10 protein-coding genes and 1 pseudogene are annotated in these 15951 nt (G+C 66.8%); 5 read left to right on the plus strand and 6 right to left on the minus strand.

The genetic code is table 11. The annotated features are described in order from the left end of the window. Window positions 1-75 precede the first annotated feature (75 nt). The 5 genes from ACZYVJ_RS15055 to ACZYVJ_RS15075 form a co-directional block, all read right to left on the minus strand. Window positions 76-3720, minus strand: a complete 3645-nt coding sequence (locus ACZYVJ_RS15055) for a lipid II flippase MurJ (RefSeq protein WP_463831749.1) — start codon at window positions 3718-3720, stop codon at window positions 76-78. Then, window positions 3717-6125 (minus strand): hypothetical protein, encoded by a 2409-nt coding sequence (locus ACZYVJ_RS15060; protein WP_463831750.1) that lies wholly within the window; start codon window positions 6123-6125, stop codon window positions 3717-3719. Before ACZYVJ_RS15060 ends, ACZYVJ_RS15055 begins: the two co-directional genes overlap by 4 nt. Next, window positions 6122-6856 (minus strand): NUDIX hydrolase, encoded by a 735-nt coding sequence (locus tag ACZYVJ_RS15065; RefSeq protein ID WP_463831751.1) that lies wholly within the window; start codon window positions 6854-6856, stop codon window positions 6122-6124. Before ACZYVJ_RS15065 ends, ACZYVJ_RS15060 begins: the two co-directional genes overlap by 4 nt. An 85-nt stretch (window positions 6857-6941) precedes the next feature. Next, window positions 6942-7241, minus strand: coding sequence for a hypothetical protein (locus ACZYVJ_RS15070; RefSeq protein WP_463831752.1), 300 nt, complete (start codon window positions 7239-7241; stop codon window positions 6942-6944). A 370-nt stretch (window positions 7242-7611) separates the two neighbouring features. Beyond that, window positions 7612-9105 (minus strand): putative alpha/beta hydrolase, encoded by a 1494-nt coding sequence (locus ACZYVJ_RS15075; RefSeq protein ID WP_463831753.1) that lies wholly within the window; start codon window positions 9103-9105, stop codon window positions 7612-7614. Window positions 9106-9277: 172 nt separating this feature from the next. On the opposite strand from ACZYVJ_RS15075, the gene ACZYVJ_RS15080 reads away from it, so the two are divergent. The 4 genes from ACZYVJ_RS15080 to ACZYVJ_RS15095 all read left to right on the plus strand — a co-directional run bounded on the left by ACZYVJ_RS15080 (window position 9278) and on the right by ACZYVJ_RS15095 (window position 13696). Then, window positions 9278-10720: a CCA tRNA nucleotidyltransferase gene (locus ACZYVJ_RS15080; protein ID WP_463831754.1), complete on the plus strand. Its 1443-nt coding sequence runs from the start codon at window positions 9278-9280 to the stop codon at window positions 10718-10720. A 24-nt stretch (window positions 10721-10744) separates the two neighbouring features. Next, window positions 10745-11254 (plus strand): pullulanase, encoded by a 510-nt coding sequence (locus ACZYVJ_RS15085; RefSeq protein ID WP_463831755.1) that lies wholly within the window; start codon window positions 10745-10747, stop codon window positions 11252-11254. Between the two features lie 26 nt (window positions 11255-11280). After that, window positions 11281-13251, plus strand: coding sequence for a putative alpha/beta hydrolase (locus ACZYVJ_RS15090; RefSeq protein WP_463831756.1), 1971 nt, complete (start codon window positions 11281-11283; stop codon window positions 13249-13251). Window positions 13252-13366: 115 nt separating this feature from the next. Next, complete coding sequence (locus ACZYVJ_RS15095) at window positions 13367-13696, plus strand: DUF2563 family protein (protein WP_463831757.1); 330 nt, start codon at window positions 13367-13369, stop codon at window positions 13694-13696. A 200-nt stretch (window positions 13697-13896) separates the two neighbouring features. Here ACZYVJ_RS15095 and ACZYVJ_RS15100 read toward each other — a convergent pair. Next, window positions 13897-14016, minus strand: a pseudogene (locus ACZYVJ_RS15100) (hypothetical protein); the annotation flags it as partial. A 1303-nt stretch (window positions 14017-15319) separates the two neighbouring features. Between ACZYVJ_RS15100 and ACZYVJ_RS15105 the strand changes: the two are divergent. Continuing rightward, the gene (locus tag ACZYVJ_RS15105) at window positions 15320-15577 is read left to right on the plus strand and encodes a hypothetical protein (protein ID WP_463831758.1); all 258 of its coding nucleotides are present in this window, start codon (window positions 15320-15322) and stop codon (window positions 15575-15577) included. The last annotated feature ends 374 nt before the right edge of the window (window positions 15578-15951 follow it).

Below are 15951 nucleotides of genomic sequence, written 5' to 3' on the forward strand. Positions count from 1 at the left end.
GGACATTAACCAATTGCGTATGGCGCGGCACTTCACTCGCAACTGCTGATGTGAGTGTGTGGAATGGGCCGCGGATCAGGACGCGGCCTGGACCGTGATCTCCGAAAAGCCCGCCTGGTTCTTGCCGCTGGTGGAACCCAGCGTCGAGATCCAAACCAGCAGATTCGACGTCGGCGAGCCGGCCTTGACCGGGATCACGTTGTGGCCGGGTTTGAGCGTGAAGGCCGGTGCCAGGACTGTGGTGTCGTTGAGGCTGGACGGCGTCGCCGAGGAGGCCGCGCGGATCTCGACCTTCGTTCCGTTGCTGGGCGTGTCGATGCTGACCTGGCCTATCACGGTGGGGCTGGGCAGCTGCAAGATCAGCCCCTCACCCTGCTTGAAACTGGGGAATGGGACGGCGTCGGTGTAGACCTCGGTCGCCCAGGCCGTCGTGGGATCGCCGTCGATCGCCTGCCCAGCCGTCCCCGCATTGTCGGCGTCGCCGTCGGGGGAGAAGGCGGTCGCCTTGGTGGGTTTGACGACGCTGCCCGCGGCCGCGGACGGGGCGCTCGACGACACCGACGCGGACGACGACGAGGGGCTGTTCAGCCCGAGCTCGTCCTTGTTCAGGCCACCGCCGACGTTGCCGAAGATCTTGCTCACGATCGACGCCAGCACCAGCAGGGCGACCACGATGACGGCGAGGCCGGCACCGACACCGATGAGCACGTTGCGCCGCCGCCGCGCGAAGGACGCCTGCTCCTGACCGGATGAGATCAGCGCCGTCGACGGCGAGGGCGAATCGTCGATCGGGCCGAGGACCTCGGTGCGGTCGGCGACCGCGGTGGCCTGCTGGAGCAGGTTCAAAAGCGTTGAGGCGCTGCGTATTCCGCCGTCTTCCTGAACCGCGCGGACGGCGACCGCGGAGATCTGGAAGGGGATATCGCGGTCGAGCGACATGGGTTCGACGGGATTGCCCGACGAGTCGCGCTCGGCCGCCGCGAGGCCGCTGCGCACCCCGCTCTCCACGATGGGCCACCGGTTGACCAGCAAGGCGTAGAGCGCGGCGCCGATGCCGCGGATGTCGTCTTGCGGGTTGGCGTCGGGCATGGTGGCCGGGTAGGCCAGCACCACGTCGCCCTCGATGCTGACCCGCACCCGGCTTGGGTGGTCGATCGACAGGGCGACACCGGCTCGGTGGGCCGCGTCGGCGGCGGCGGCCAGCGACTGCATGGCCCGCACCGCGCCCACCGGTGAGGGCGCGGTGTCGGCCACCTCCTGCAGCGAGCCACCGCGAATCCACTCGGACACGACGAGGCCGCCGGAGCCGGTGTGCACAACGTCGAGCACGCGAGCGATGCCGGGTTTGTCGATGCGGCTGAGCCGCAGGGTGCGCGACAAGATCTCCTGCAGGACCTCGCCGGACAGGGCACCGTCCGGATCGACGAAGGTCAGCGCCACCTGCCTGTCCAGCGCGGTGTCCAGCGCCTGCCAGAACTGCAGTGGCGGGGCGCCGCCGTGGAACACCAGTAGGCGGTAGCGGCCGCCGGCGATGCGGGCGCCGGGGACCAGGTGCACGTCGTCTCCGGCCGGATCCGCATGACGTTCGCGCGGCGCTTCGAACGGGGTCGGTGCGCGGCAGACGTCGCCGGGGATGTCGCCGTTGGCCTGGTCGGACGGGCGCGGGGCGGGCCGTTTGGGCTCGCCAACGGCGGGGATGTCGGGCTGGAAGTCGTCGGCGACCGACCGTGGCAGCGGAGTACCTGAGCCTGCGCCAGGCCCAGCGCTGGGGGTTGCGCTCTCCATCGGGCGGTCGGTCACCTCCGGTCCTTTCGCTAGCCGGGCTCGGTTTGCCCGCTCCGGAGGCCTGCGCCGGATCGGCTCCTGGACCGCATTTGCCCCAGGCGGGGACGAATTCCTCTGCTCAGGGTACGTGACCGGGCGCCGGTGAGACGATCGATCCTTGGCACTCGGTTTGCGCGGGCGCGGTCCGCGGCCCGTGATGCGGTAGCGGAGGGCGTCCAGCGCCGCCCGCGCCTCGGGGACCTGTGCGCGCAGCATGACGGCGGCCGTGATCGGCAGCATGATCAGCCCCAGCACCAGCAGGCGAAGCACCGAGCCGGCGCCGCCGTGCTCGGTGAGCCCGTCCAGCCCGAGCAGCCGGTCGATCACGTGGGCGATCAAGCCGGCCAGCATCGACGCGGTGAGCGTCACCAGGATGGTGCGTGCTTCGCCGACGCCGATCAACTGGCCACCGGCCGGCAGCAGCGTGCGTCGCAGCAGGACATAGCCGATGACGGCACCGGCCAGGAACCCGACGCCGTTGGCCAGCCCCAGGAAACCGGCCACCAGCTTGGGGTCGTCGGTGAGGTGCGGCGCCAGCACCGAACCCACGATCTTGACGGCGGTGATGACGAGGATGATGACGATCGGGGTCCACGGCTGTTCGCGCGCGTAGAACACCCGCAGCTGCAGCAGCACCAGGCCGTAGGGGATCAGCGTGAAGGCCGACAGCGTGATCGCGGCGCCCAGGTATCCGGCGTCGACGTTTCCGAAATGGCCGTAGGCGAACAGGGCGCTGCCCATCGCGGGGCCGCCGACGGTCATGAACGCCACGATCGGGATCAGCGTGATCAACGTCAGCCGGGTAGCCAGCGACAGGTCGCCGAGCACGGCCTTGGTGTCGTCGGCGGCGGCGTTGCGGCTCAGCCGCGGCATCACCACGGTCAGCACCGTCACGCCGATCATGCCGAACGGCAGCATCAGCACCAGCCAGGTGTAGTTGTAGATCGCGGGGCCGGATGCCGCTGCGGTGCTGGCGATCTGGTTGCCGACGACCAGGCCGAGCTGGCTGATCAGCACGTAGAGCACCATCGCGGCGGCCATGGTGCCGAAGCGCTTGAGCCGCTGGTCGATTCCCCACAGGGGGCGCAGGTCGACGCGCTGGCGTCGCAGCGCCACCAGCAGCAGCCCGGTCTGAGCGAACACGCCCAGCGTGGTGCCGACGGCGAGCACCAGCAGCTTGGCGTTGCCCATCCGGACGGGATCGACCGACAGCTCGCCGGGAACCAGCGCGTAGACCGCGAGGGTGACCAGCGCGACGAGGTTGTTGAGGACCGGCGCCCACGCGGTGGGCCCAAAGACGTTGCGGGTGTTCAGGATCGCCATGAATACCGACGTGAGGCCGTAGGCGAGGACCTGGGGGAGCAGCAGGTAGGCGAATGCGATGGTCAGCGGCTCGTTGACTTGCGGGTTGCGGCCCAGCATCAACCGCACCAGCAGCGGGGCGGCCACCACCGACAGCACGGTGGCGAAGACCAGCAGCGCCGTCGTCAAGGTGACCAGGCGCCGCACGAACGCCGCGCCGCCGTCGGGGTCGCTCTGCTCGGCGCGCGCCAGCACCGGCACGAAGATCGCGGTGAAGGTCGCCTCCAGCACCAGGGCCGCCACCAGGTTGGGCAGCTGGTTGGCCACCGAGAACGCGCTGGACAACGCGGCGCCCAGGATCGCGGCCAGCAGCACCACCCTGGCGAAGCCGGTGAGCCGGCTGATCAACGTGGCGAAGGCCATCCCCCACGACCGCGACACCAGCGCCGCGTCCGACAGCTCGGGACGCCGACGATCGATCTCGGCGGCAACGGGCGGCAGCGGGCCGGTCGGTGGTGAGCCCGACGTCCGGGAATGGCGCGGCGGATCGGGCAGGCGGTGGTCTGGTTGGGCCTGCCGATAGGCGGGGGTCATACTCGGTGCTCTTGTTCGACCGGCTGGTCGGCCTCGTCGGGCGCCCGGCCGACTTCGGCGGCGTGCCGGGCATCGGGTGGGTCGGGGCGGTCCAGGTCGGCGCGGTCGGGTTGGCCGCGGAAGCGGTGCCACAGTCGGCGGCCGGCTAGCAGGATGAGCACCGCCGCGGCGGACAGCGTAATAGCGAACAGGACCTTGCCGTAGGCGTTGGAATGCACCGACAACCGCACCGGTTCACCCAGCCGCAGACCGTCCGCGGTCCGCAGAGTGACGTCGACGGCGACGCGCTGGGTGAAGTTCACTTCGACCGGAATGCGCAGCGGCAGATAACCCGGTGGCAGTTCGATCTGGCCGACGTCGGTGACGTTCATGCCCGGCGGCGCGTCCACATGCAGCCGCACCCGGATCGGGACCGCCAGCCCGTTGTGCAGCGCCAGCGGCAGCGGGCTGTGCTCGGTGGCCAGCGTGTAGGAGCCGCCCGGGTTGACGATCGTCACCGCGCCGAACAGGTCGTTGACCGTCTTACCGACCACCGCTAGGCGCTGCTGGGCCAGCCCGTTGCGGGTGTCCGGCGGTTCGGACTGGCTCAGCGCGCGCAGCATGTCCTCGCGCAGCGGGGCGGTGTACTGGACGCCGGTCAGCCCGGTGCGATCGTCGGTCATCAACGATGACGTCAGGCCCCACAGCCGGCCGATCTGCCCGGTGATGCCGGCGGTGACGTCGTCGCTGAACTGGCCGCGCGCGGACGTGTAGTCGCCAACCTCCTGCGGGGGTTCGGGGTGGGCTTGCGCAGCCTGGTTGGCCTCCGCGATCACCGCCGGCAGCGGTCGCGGCACCGCCAGACCGGACCGGATGGTGGTGGTCAGCGCGGTCAGGATGACCTGGGCGTCGTCGGCCTGCAGGTTCCACGTCGTCGGCGGGACCAGGATCTGGGTGCGGGGGTCGTCGCGGCGCAGCGCGTGCCAGAAGATCGAGCCCAACGCGTCCTGGCGGCGCGCGGTCACCGAATCGTGTCCGAGCCGAACCGTCAGGGACGAGTCCAGATACGTCGGCACCTCGGGGGTGGTTCCCGCTCCGGCCAGCGCGGCGCCGACGGCGGGGTCGAATGGCGCGGCGACGACCTGCGGGGACAACCGCCGGGGTGCGGTGTCGACGGCGGTCTCGGAGCCCTCCGCCTCGGCGGCCGGCAGGCCGGTGGCGGCGATCGCGACGGTGTTGTCGTTGGCGCTGAGCAGCTTGACCGCGCGGCTGGTCAGCGGGCCGTCGGGCACCAGCGTGACGCCGCGGATCGAGGGGACGTCCAGGATCTTGTCGATGATGCTGTTGGCGCTCGTGGTGGCGATGGCGCTCAGGCCGGGATCGTTGACGCGCTGCACGGCATCCAGATCGGCCTGTGCGTAGGGGAGCGGGGCCACGCAGGTCCGGTGTGCGAGGGCGCGCAGGCGGTTCAGCCATTCGGTCGCGGTGGCCTGTCCGGCGCCCGGGTGGGTGGGGGTGCCGGACAGCTGCGCGGGGGCGTCGGGCGAGTTGGACACGACATAGCCGGCGGTCATCGCGTTGACGGTGACCAGCAGATCCGGGTCGATCGCCAGACACAGCGCGCGGCCGACGGCGCCGTCGGGGTCGACGTCGTGACTGGTGGCGACTTCGGCCGAGGCCAGCAGGATGTCGAGCCGGCCGCCGCTGGCCAGCGAGGTGGCCAGGTCGTCGTCAACCAGCCGCACCGGGATGGTTCCGCCCGGGACACCGGGAGCCAGCCGGGGCCGGTCGGCCAGCGGCCAGAGCATGGTCATCAACACCGGTTTGGAGGTGTCGGGCGCGACGGCCGAGCCCACGTCGTCGGCGCGGTCGGGTGGTACCCCTACCACGGGCAGCAGGAAGCGCGCGTTGTCCAGCCGGGCGGGCGCACCATAGTCGGGCGTGCCGTTGACATTGACCAGGACGGGATAGATGCCGGGCTTCTCCACGCCCAGCGACGGCTTGGTCAATGCGCGCAGCGGGGCCGACAGGGTGAAACCGACCTCCTGCCCGCGCTGGAGTTCGGGCGCGACGGTGAGGAAATCCGCGGCGGCCTGATACCCATCGGTCTCGCCGTCCAGGGTGGTGCGCAACCCCGCGGAGGCGGTGACCGCGCCGGCATGCTCGAGCCGAACCATGACGTCGCGGACCGGACGGTCGCCGATGTTCGTCACCATGCCGCTGACGGTCACGACGGGCGGACTGGTCGTGGTGACCACATCCGGGGTGACTTGATCGATGCGGACGCGGACGAATGGCGTCACCCCGGGCTCGCCCGCATCCGCACGCGGCATCACCGGCCCGGTGAGCACCGCGAGTCCGGCCACGATGGCGAACACGGCGGCGATACGCATCAGGCCGGCCCAATGCAGACGTGGAGCTGTCACGGCCCCGGTCCGTGGCCGTTCTTCCGGCCCGCGGCCGGTTTGTCAGAATGCCGGGTCCGCGAATGGGTCTGCGGGCGGCGCCGCGGCGAGCTGGGCGGCAACGGCGGAAGCGAGGCCGGACCGTCGCTCTGCAGCTTGTCGATCAGCTCGTCGGCCACGCGGGCCAGGCGGCGCTCGTCGGCGTAGGCCAGCCGGGACGGCAGTTCGCCCATCGGCACCCAGGCCACCTCGGCGACTTCGAGATCCTCGTCGGACAGCTCGCCGCCGGAGAAACGCATTAGATAGTGGTGCACGGTCTTGTGCACGCGACGGCCGTCGGTGACGAACCAATAGTCGATGCGGCCCAGCGCGGCCAGCACGCTGCCCCGGATGCCGGTCTCTTCGGCCACTTCTCTTATAGCGGTCTGCTCGGCGGTCTCGCCGAGTTCAATGTGCCCTTTGGGCAGCGACCACAGCATGCGTCCCCGCCGGTCGATGCGTCCGATCAACGCGGCGACCTGCGACTCGCGGGGTCCATCGAGACCGTCGATGACCAGCCCTCCGGCCGAGGTCTCATGGACGGTGCGCAGCTGATCCGGTCCGCGGCGCGACCCCCGGGATCGGCGCGACTTGGTGGCCGTCGAATCACCCGTCACTTGACCGGCGGTTTGATTCTCGGACGAAGTCGGGGTGCCACGGCCGCGGCGGCGCCCCCGGCGCCGACGTGGTTTGCCCTTTTCGCCGTCCGACACCCAAGCGATAGTAGCTGGCACGGCATATTCTCCCCGAGATACTCGCCGCGGATGGGTGCGGGAGGACGCGACGGAAGTCCTGGCGTCAGATCGGACCGATCGCGTGGGCGATAGCCCACGCCGCACCAAAGATAATCAGTGAGAGCGGTCCGGACAGGCTGCCGATGAGCATTCCGCGCCCGATCTTGCCCATCGTTCCAGAGGCCTGCATAACCAAAGCTGCGATCGCCATGTAGATCAGAACGACCGGAAGTACAAAGACAATCGAGTACGGCATGAAGAGCCACGTGGTGAACTCGACGACGAAAATATGTAGCATCGCTACCCCGAAAGTGACCGGGCCATAGCGCGAGTTCAATGCAGGGATTACCGATTCATCGGTCATCACAAGACCTTTCAGCGCAATACCAGATAAGCGTAAACAATCGCACCGACTAGCACTGTCGCGGAAGATCCCGCGACGCTGAGCGCAAGACCGCGGTTACGCGGTGACGAGGACCGCATCAGGAGCGCTGCGAGCGCAAGCGACACCAGTGTGGTGATTACGGCGGCGACGAGCATCCAACTGCGTTCGGTATGTCCGCGTGCGGTCGTGAAGGGCCCCTTGCCTAACACCCACATCGTGGCGAGCAACAACCCTAGGACGATCTGCACGACAAAGGGCGCGGACACCGTCGCCGTGCGCCACGCGCTTGCGTCCAAGTCGCGAACTCGAAGGAAAGACGGCATCGGTGGTCGCTTTCAGTTGATCGTGGTCATGCTGGGACCGCGGTGCCAGTGGGCAAGGTTGGGACGGAAGGGATGTCGGTAACCGAGCCAAAGCCGGTTGCGGGCAAAGGAGCCGGCACATCGTATTTCGTGCTCCACCCACCCGTGTCGAACGGAGCGAATGCCTTGCCGCCGAGGGGGCCCACGTCGTGATGGCCGGGCAAGTTGAAAGCCGGTCCCCACGATCGGCCGGATTGAGCGGGGTCAATCAATACCGTGCGGGTGCCTCCGTTTGGCAAGTCCTGGTACACCTCCAAGGACGGGTAGTCAGTGCGCGTTCCGTTAACTTGCACACCTCCTGCTCCGGGCGTGAAAACGAGGTCGCCGTTGACCGTTACTGTATGGCCCGCAAATGGTCCGGAGGGATCTCCCGTGATCTGGGGGGCGAACGGGTTGCCCGCGTCGTATTTGATCCGAACCGATCCATCGGGAAGTTGCGTCACGCTGCCTTTGGGTATGCCGACTTTCACCTGGCCTGGCCCGCCGGTGGAGTTCTCCTCGACTGAAGGATTCTGCCGTAGCACGACGATGCCATTTTCGTAGTCGATGTATGTGGTGACCTTGGTGTCTTCCGGGTCGAAATTGGCATTGGGTCCCCGGTTGTTCCCAAGGTCTCGCTTCCACGGTGGAAAGCTGGTCACGTCCCGTTGTTCGATCCACTGCGAGGCACGGACCACTCCCTGCCCGGGTACCGGGCGAATCCTCACCACTCGGATCTCCGATTTGGCGCCGTTGAACTTGGGGTCATAGGTCTGCGAATCCAGCGCGGCGGCGGTCTCCCAGTCTGCAGCCGACGCTGGCTCGCGGCCGAAGACCTGCTTAAACGCCTCGATCTGGTTGTGGCGACGTTCTTCATCGCTCACAAAATTTGGAGAATCCTTCGGAACGTCGCCGTCGAAGGCCTGTATGGGTGGCGCGTACCCGTCCTGCTTGCGCAGGTTGGCCAACGAAGTGTGCAGCTGTTGAGAATACTTGCCGCGAATTTGCGTGAGACTCTTCAGCGAAGCCTTGGTGTCGTCGATCGCATGCTTCTCGAGGCCGTCGATGTAGTGGTCGAGCAGCTGTCTCTCCTGGGCCGTTAACTGGGGGTCTTGCTCCAGGTGGACAGCCTCACCGATTTGATCGTCGAGACCTTGAAGCGCGCCTTCGAGCGACGAAATCTCGCCCTTTCCTAATCGTTGGGCCTCGGTCAGTGCGGCTGCGACGTTTTCTAGACCGGCTCCAATTTTGGGCAATTGCGCTGCTTGTAGCCCGAGCAAGGTCGTGGCCCGTCGAACCTCGGCCGAGTCGTTGATCGGATTCTCGCCGTTCTCGTGGGTCCAAGCCTTGTCGAAGCGACTCCGCGCCAGCTGGAATACGGCTTCCGCTTCCCCCGTGGATCGCGCGGCGTTGCGAAACGCTGTCGCAAGGATCGAGATCTGGGCTGGCCGGCCGCTCTGCAATGTGTCGTTAATCTTCCACGGGTCCCCGCCCGCGAACATGATCAGTGCGCCTTTGCTTATGTATCGCAGATGCACCGCACCGTCCCGCCGTTTCACCCTGTCTTTTCGCACGTAACGCTACGGACGCGTCGCTCCGGGTCAATTCACCTTTGATGACGTGCGAGGCTCCTCACAGGGGCTTTTCGCTCACGGCCGACTAGGCTGATCGAACGTGCCAGACGCCGCCCAGGATGCCGACCTGCTGACCGCCGCCGCGGTCGCCCTGAATCGGCATGCGCCTATGCTCGCCGAGCTCGGCTCCGCGTTCGGCGCGGCGGGCCACGAGCTGTACCTCGTTGGCGGCTCGGTGCGGGACGCGGTGTTGGGCAGGTTGAGTCCCGACCTGGATTTCACCACCGACGCCCGCCCCGAGCAGGTGCAACAAATTCTGCGGCGGTGGGCCGACAACCTGTGGGACACCGGGATTGAATTCGGCACCGTCGGGGTCGGCAAGGGTGACCATCGCCTGGAAATCACCACTTTTCGCGCCGACACCTACGACCAGGTGTCGCGGAATCCCGAGGTGCGCTTCGGTGAACGCCTCGAAGACGATCTGGTGCGCCGCGATTTCACGGCCAACGCGATGGCCGTGCGGATCACCCCCGAGGGGCCGGGCGAATTCCTCGACCCGCTAGGCGGTTTGGCGGCGCTGCGCGCGCGGATCCTGGACACCCCCGCCGCGCCGGAGGTGTCCTTCGGCGACGACCCGTTGCGGATGCTCCGCGCGGCCCGGTTCGTCTCGCAGCTCGGCTTCACCGTCGCGCCGCGGGTGCGTGAGGCGATCGACCGGATGGCCCCGCAACTGTCCCGGATCAGCGCCGAACGGGTGGCCACCGAGCTGGACAAACTGGTGCTCGGCGACGACCCGACGGCCGGCATTGATCTGCTGGTGCAGACCGGCATGGGCGAGGTGGTGCTGCCCGAGGTCGGCGGCATGCAGATGGCCATCGACGAACACCACCAACACAAGGACGTCTACCAACACTCGCTGACCGTGCTGCGCCAGGCGATCGCGTTGGAGGACGACGGCCCGGATCTGGTGCTGCGGTGGGCCGCGCTGCTGCACGACATCGGCAAGCCCGCCACGCGGCGCCACGAAGCCAACGGCGGTGTGAGCTTTCACCACCACGAGGTCGTCGGCGCCAAGATGGTCCGAAAGCGGTTGCGGGCGTTGAAGTATTCCAAGCAGATGGTCGAGGACATCTCGCAGCTGGTGTATCTGCATCTGCGGTTTCACGGCTATGGCGATGGAAAGTGGACCGACTCCGCGGTGCGCCGCTACGTCACCGATGCCGGGCCGCTGCTGCCACGGCTGCACAAGCTGGTGCGAGCCGACTGCACGACCCGCAACAAACGCCGGGCCGCGCGGCTGCAGGCCAGCTATGACCGCCTCGAGGCGCGCATCGCCGAGCTCGCCGCCCAGGAAGATCTGGAGCGGGTGCGCCCCGATTTGGATGGCAACCAGATCATGGAGCTGCTCGGCATCCCGGCCGGCCCTCAGGTCGGGGAGGCATGGCGATTTTTGAAGGAGCTTCGGCTGGAGCGAGGCCCGTTGGACAACGACGAGGCAACCGCGGAACTGTTGGCGTGGTGGAAGTCTCGGGGGAACGACTAGACGTAAACGCGCGTCCGAATACGCATGGACTACTGCTTATCTGGCGATAACGGGGCGGCCGCGATTTGGCACGGGCAACCCGACCTCGACCTGGACCACGACGGGCGCTTCGAATCGATCGGGCTGGATTTCGACCACGACGGTCTGCGCGACGACGCTCTCGCGGATCTCGACGGTGACGGACTCGTCGACCACGCCGTGCTGGACATCGACAACGACGGAACCCCCGAGGCGTACTTCACCGACGACGGATCCGGGACGTGGGCCGTGGCCATGGACCGGGGCGGCCAGTTGCGGTGGTTCGGCCTCGACGGTGTCGAGCACACCGGCGGCCCCATGGTCGACTTCGACGGCCACGGGAGCGCCGACGCACGCCTGGTCGACAGCGATGGCAATGGGCTCGCCGACCGGGTGCTGCGCTCCGACGAAACCGGCGTGACCGGATATGTCGACACCGATGGCGACGGCAAATGGAACGTCCGGCTGACCGACACCGACGGCGACGGTCTCGCCGACGGCGCGAGTGCTTTGTGAGGCATTGCTGACGTAGCGACGTCGCAATGTTACTGCGCTACTTGAGCGTTCCCTTCCTGGTTGCCGAGGCCGGCGGTGATCCGTGGTCGATCAACGCCAGCCTGCAAGCCGGTCGCCCGGGGCAGATCTCGACCCTTGCACAGGCTTTCCGCGACGCCGGGGCCAGCACCGCTGAGGCAGATCTCGCGTTCGAGGCGGCCCGGCTTCGGTTCGAGGCGGCGTGGGATCATCAGAACGGCGAGCATCCGATCAATGATGCCGGCGAGGTGCATCGAGTGACCCGGTCACTGGGTCTGCAGGCCGAGCAATTGCCGCGGATCGCAATCGATTTGGAGAGCATCGCCGCAGCGCTGGCCGAGGCCCAGCGAACGTCCGGGTGGTACCTGGCCGCGCTGGAGTACGACCTCGAGGACATCGACGACGAGATTTGCGAGGCCCGCGCCGACGACGACGGCTGTGCTGCCGACGATCTGCGCACGGATGCCGTGGTCGAGACGAAGGCAATCATGCTGGTGCTGCGGCAGATTCGGGAACGGTATTCGACGCTGCTCGACGCTGCTCTAGGCGTCCTCCGGGCGGACGGGGCCGACCCGATGGAGCTGCAGGGTGTGGACGAGTTGCCGGTACCGCTGCAGGATAGCGACCCGGAGCAGGTCAGGCGGTGGTGGGATTCTTTGAGCGCCAGCCAAAAACGGTTGCTCACCGACCAGCATCCCAACCAGTTGGGCAACCTCAACGGCGTACCCGCCGACGTGCGTGACTCGGTGAATCAGGCGGCGATGAATGACGATCTGCGCAGGGTCGAAGACGCTGCCCGCCGGCGCGGACTGGTTCCCTCGACGCTTCGGGATAGCGCACTTAACAACCGAGACACCGATGTCTTCAGCAACCCCGGCGACTACGGGCTGTGCGCCACCGACATCACCCGATACCAGAACGCGGTGAAAACCAACGAGTTCCTCGAACGCGACGAAGGGCATGGCGGGCTCCCCGTCATGCTTTGGGCGTACGACCCGCTGGCGTTCAACGGCAAGGGCAGGGCGGCCATCGCGATCGGCAACCCGGACAAATCCCGCAACACGGCGGTCATCGTCCCGGGCACCAACAGCAGCGTGCGGGGCGGATGGATGTCCGACGGGACGGACGACGCGATCAACCTCTACCAGCAGGCTGCCAGAGCCGACCCCCAGCGTTCCACCGCAGTGCTGGCCTGGATGGGTTATGACGCACCCGAATTCGGCCAACCGCATTGGCAACATGCCATCACCGACCCCTCTGAATTGGAACAGGTTGGCACCCCGTGGCGGGCGAGGCAAGCGGGTGCGCTCCTGGCCGCCGATGTCAACGGCCTCGCCGCGACACATGATGGACCGACTTCAGCACATGTCACCGTTCTCGGACACTCCTACGGGTCTACGACCGTCGCCGACGCATTCGCGAACAGCGACATGCGCGCCGACGATGCGGTGCTAACCGGTTGCCCGGGAGGCGATTTGGCGCGCAGCGCCGCGGATTTCAATTTGGCGCGCAGCAGGCTGTATGTTGGCGCCGCTTCGACCGATGCGATCAGCTGGATCGGCGAGGCGGGCAGCGGCCTCCCGAACGGACTGAACGAGACGCTAGGCGAACCGGTGGGACCGTTGGCCGGGCTGGGCAGCGACCCGGCGCATGCGGGCTTCGGGGCGGTGCGGTTCCGTGCCGAGGTTGCCGGCTCGCATAGCGTCATGCCGTGGTTCACCGACCACTCGCACTACTACGACGTGGGCAGCGAAGCGCTGCACAACATGACTGAGATCGTGACCGGGCATGGCGACCGTCTGGCCGGCGAGGGCATGCTGGCGTCAGACCGAGCCGCGGCGCGGATCGCCGTTCCCCTCCAGGTGCACACCCCCTTGGGGACGGTATCGCTACCGCATATCGGGATCCAGATGCCGATCGCCGTCGATCCGGAATGGGATCGGCCGGCGCGATCGGTCACCAATGGCCATGCGTTTTAGGCGCGGGTCTGCTGGGTCGGCGGTAGTGAATTGACCACTCGCGAATCGGTATTTAGCCTGATCAAAGGGACTATGTCGCGCGTCGAGAATCGGTTGCGACTCGGAAGGAGTGCCGATGTTCGTTGATACAGAGCTATTGCATTCCGGAGGCAACCAGTCACACCGCGCGGGTGGGCACGCCCAGGAGGGCGCCGATCAATTAGCGGGCGGAACGGTGGCATCGGGGATGTTCGGTGACTTCGCCGCGGCCGACGCCTTTCACAGCGCGGTCGCGGCCGCACACGGCCAGCACGTGAAAACCCTTCAGGGCCACAGCGAGACGCTCACGGGGGTGGGCACCAAAGCGCACACTGCAGCCAACGGGTTCACCAACATGGACAAGAACAACGCCACCGAAATGCAGGCGCTGCGACCGAGTTCCGGTCCTTCAACACAGAGCGTCTAAGAGATGCCCGTTACCGACGGCCCGCCTTCACATCCGGGTGCGGGGCCGCATGCCGGTCCGCCGGTGGGGCAGTGGGCCCCAAGCTATCCGGCGATACAGGCGGCACGCTCACGGATGTGGCCGGTGGTTGCTTTGGTTTTTGCGACGTCGCGGTCGTCGGGTTCGAGTGGTACGCCCTCGCCGGCCGCACCCACCTACTCCGCGGCCGAAGCGTCTGCGGCGCACCAGAAGTTGTGTGACGCGTACAAGCTCGCCGCTCGTGCTGTGCAGATCGAGGCGAATGGCAACAGCCCGGAACGTGCGGGGATTGCAACCGTCAACGGTGCGGTGCTCCTCGGGCGAGCATTAAGCGGGACCCCAGCGCTTACGGTAAGTGATCGCAACACCGCCGCGGCACTGGCCGACGCATACACCGATGCCGCGGGCGAAGCTAGCTTGAATGACCCTGTCGCGTGGCAGTCGACCATAGCGGATGTCAACGCGAAGGATGCTGGGATGAAAAGCTATGCGGCCTCGGATGATTTCTTATCCGCACGGCCGCGGTGATTGCTCGTTGCGGGGTTAGCTGGTCAACTATTGAAGCAAAACCTTCGGGATGCGATCCCGAAAGCTTCTGCCCGACATGAGGAGGACGCATGGTCGGCGATTTGCCTCCAGCTCCGGGGGAAGGGCCGACCACCGGCCCACCGCCAGGTTCAACGCAATCGGTGCCAGCGTTTCCCGTGCAGCCACCGCCGCGTCCACGGCCATGGCCGGCCATCGCCTTGGCGGCGGCTGCCGTTGTTCTGGGCGTCGTCGCACTCGTTGTCGGGTTGATCCGGCCTTCAACCAATCAGTCAGTGCCCTCCTCAACTACGTCGATGACACCTTCGTTCACTGCGGATCAAACTGCAGCTGCGCACCAACAGGTATGCGAGGCATACAAACTCGCCGCACGTGCGGTCCAGATCGACACAAATGGAACGAGCCCGGAGCGGGCAAATATCGCCACTGTGAACGGGGCGGTCATGCTCGCACAAGCTGTGAATTCGGCGCCTGCGGTCGCGCCGAATGATCGCGCTGCAGCCCTAGCGCTTGCTGCGGCTTATAGCAATGCTGTCGCGGTGTCTAGTACTGCTGGGGGCGACGATGCGGCGTGGCGAGCAGCAATCAATGACGTAATCGCCAAAGACGCTCCAATGAGGAAGGTGTGCGGCGACGGGTGAGGTTCCGCCCACAGTGGCGCGGCAATTGCTAATGGCCTGGTTAGCTGTTCCACTTTTGGGGACACGCGGCACAAAAGTCTTCGGCGGCCGACGTCGAGCGCCGCTACAGAATTGAGGAGGACGCATGGCGGGGGATTTGCCTCCAGCTCCTGGCGAGGGACCGAGCGTCAGTCCGGCTGGCCCAACGCAGTGGGCCCCTATATTTCCGACGCAGCCACAAGCTCGTGCGCGGACATGGCCGGCAGTGGTGTTGGCCGGAGCAGCCATGGTCGTGGCGATCGCTGCACTGATTGCGGCGCTGACTCGACCGACAGCTATGAAGCCAGCAACGACGAGCACTCCGCCGACGTACAGTGCTGCCGAGGTGTCCACAGCTCAACACCAATTGTGCGATACATACAGACTAGGTGCACGAGCTGTGCAAGTTGATACCAACGGCCACGATGTGGCGTTGGGTCGTATCGCGCTGACTAACGCTGCGGCCATGCTCGATGACGCAGCCGCCAACCCAGCCCTCAGCTCAACTTATCGCGACCCCGCCCATGCTTTGGCCGCGTCATACCGTCAGGGAACGGCAATGGGAAATAGGGACGTCGCGACCGATGCACAGTTTCAAGCCACGCTTGACGACATCAACGCCAAGGATGCAGCGATGAAGAAGGTGTGTGGTTCGTAGTGCTCCTAACGGCTCAGTGAACGGAGCTGGTGCGCAGCCTGATCGCCAGGCCGTCGGCAGGGCGGGCTTGAGGCGAGCAATTCGGGACTTCCGCGGCGCGGTTCAGCATTCATGCAAGGTGCCGCGGGATGGCATCGGAACTCTGGCTCGGCGTAGGTGAATAACCGTGCAGTGAATTGCTGGCGTGCCGTCGCCTGGCGCACCATTGGGATTGACAGTGATTGGGCTACCGGGAAGCGCCGGTGCTCGTGACGAGTAGGGAGTGGCCGTGGCGGGGGAGGTGCCTTCCGGGCTTGCTGGGGAGCCAACTGCGGACCCGCACATGGGGAATTCGGCATCAGCTCGTGCAAGGCGTTCCGGATCTCGCTCAAGCA

This window comes from Mycobacterium sp. IDUB_3 (assembly GCF_055419585.1).

Bases quoted from the DNA above. Each gene is read 5' to 3' on its own strand.
- ACZYVJ_RS15055 (WP_463831749.1), bottom strand. From the start codon at position 3,720: ATGACCCCCGCCTATCGGCAGGCCCAACCAGACCACCGCCTGCCCGAT.
- ACZYVJ_RS15070 (WP_463831752.1), bottom strand. From the start codon at position 7,241: ATGACCGATGAATCGGTAATCCCTGCATTGAACTCGCGCTATGGCCCG.
- ACZYVJ_RS15075 (WP_463831753.1), bottom strand. From the start codon at position 9,105: ATGTTCGCGGGCGGGGACCCGTGGAAGATTAACGACACATTGCAGAGC.
- ACZYVJ_RS15085 (WP_463831755.1), top strand. From the start codon at position 10,745: ATGGACTACTGCTTATCTGGCGATAACGGGGCGGCCGCGATTTGGCAC.
- ACZYVJ_RS15090 (WP_463831756.1), top strand. From the start codon at position 11,281: ATGTTACTGCGCTACTTGAGCGTTCCCTTCCTGGTTGCCGAGGCCGGC.
- ACZYVJ_RS15095 (WP_463831757.1), top strand. From the start codon at position 13,367: ATGTTCGTTGATACAGAGCTATTGCATTCCGGAGGCAACCAGTCACAC.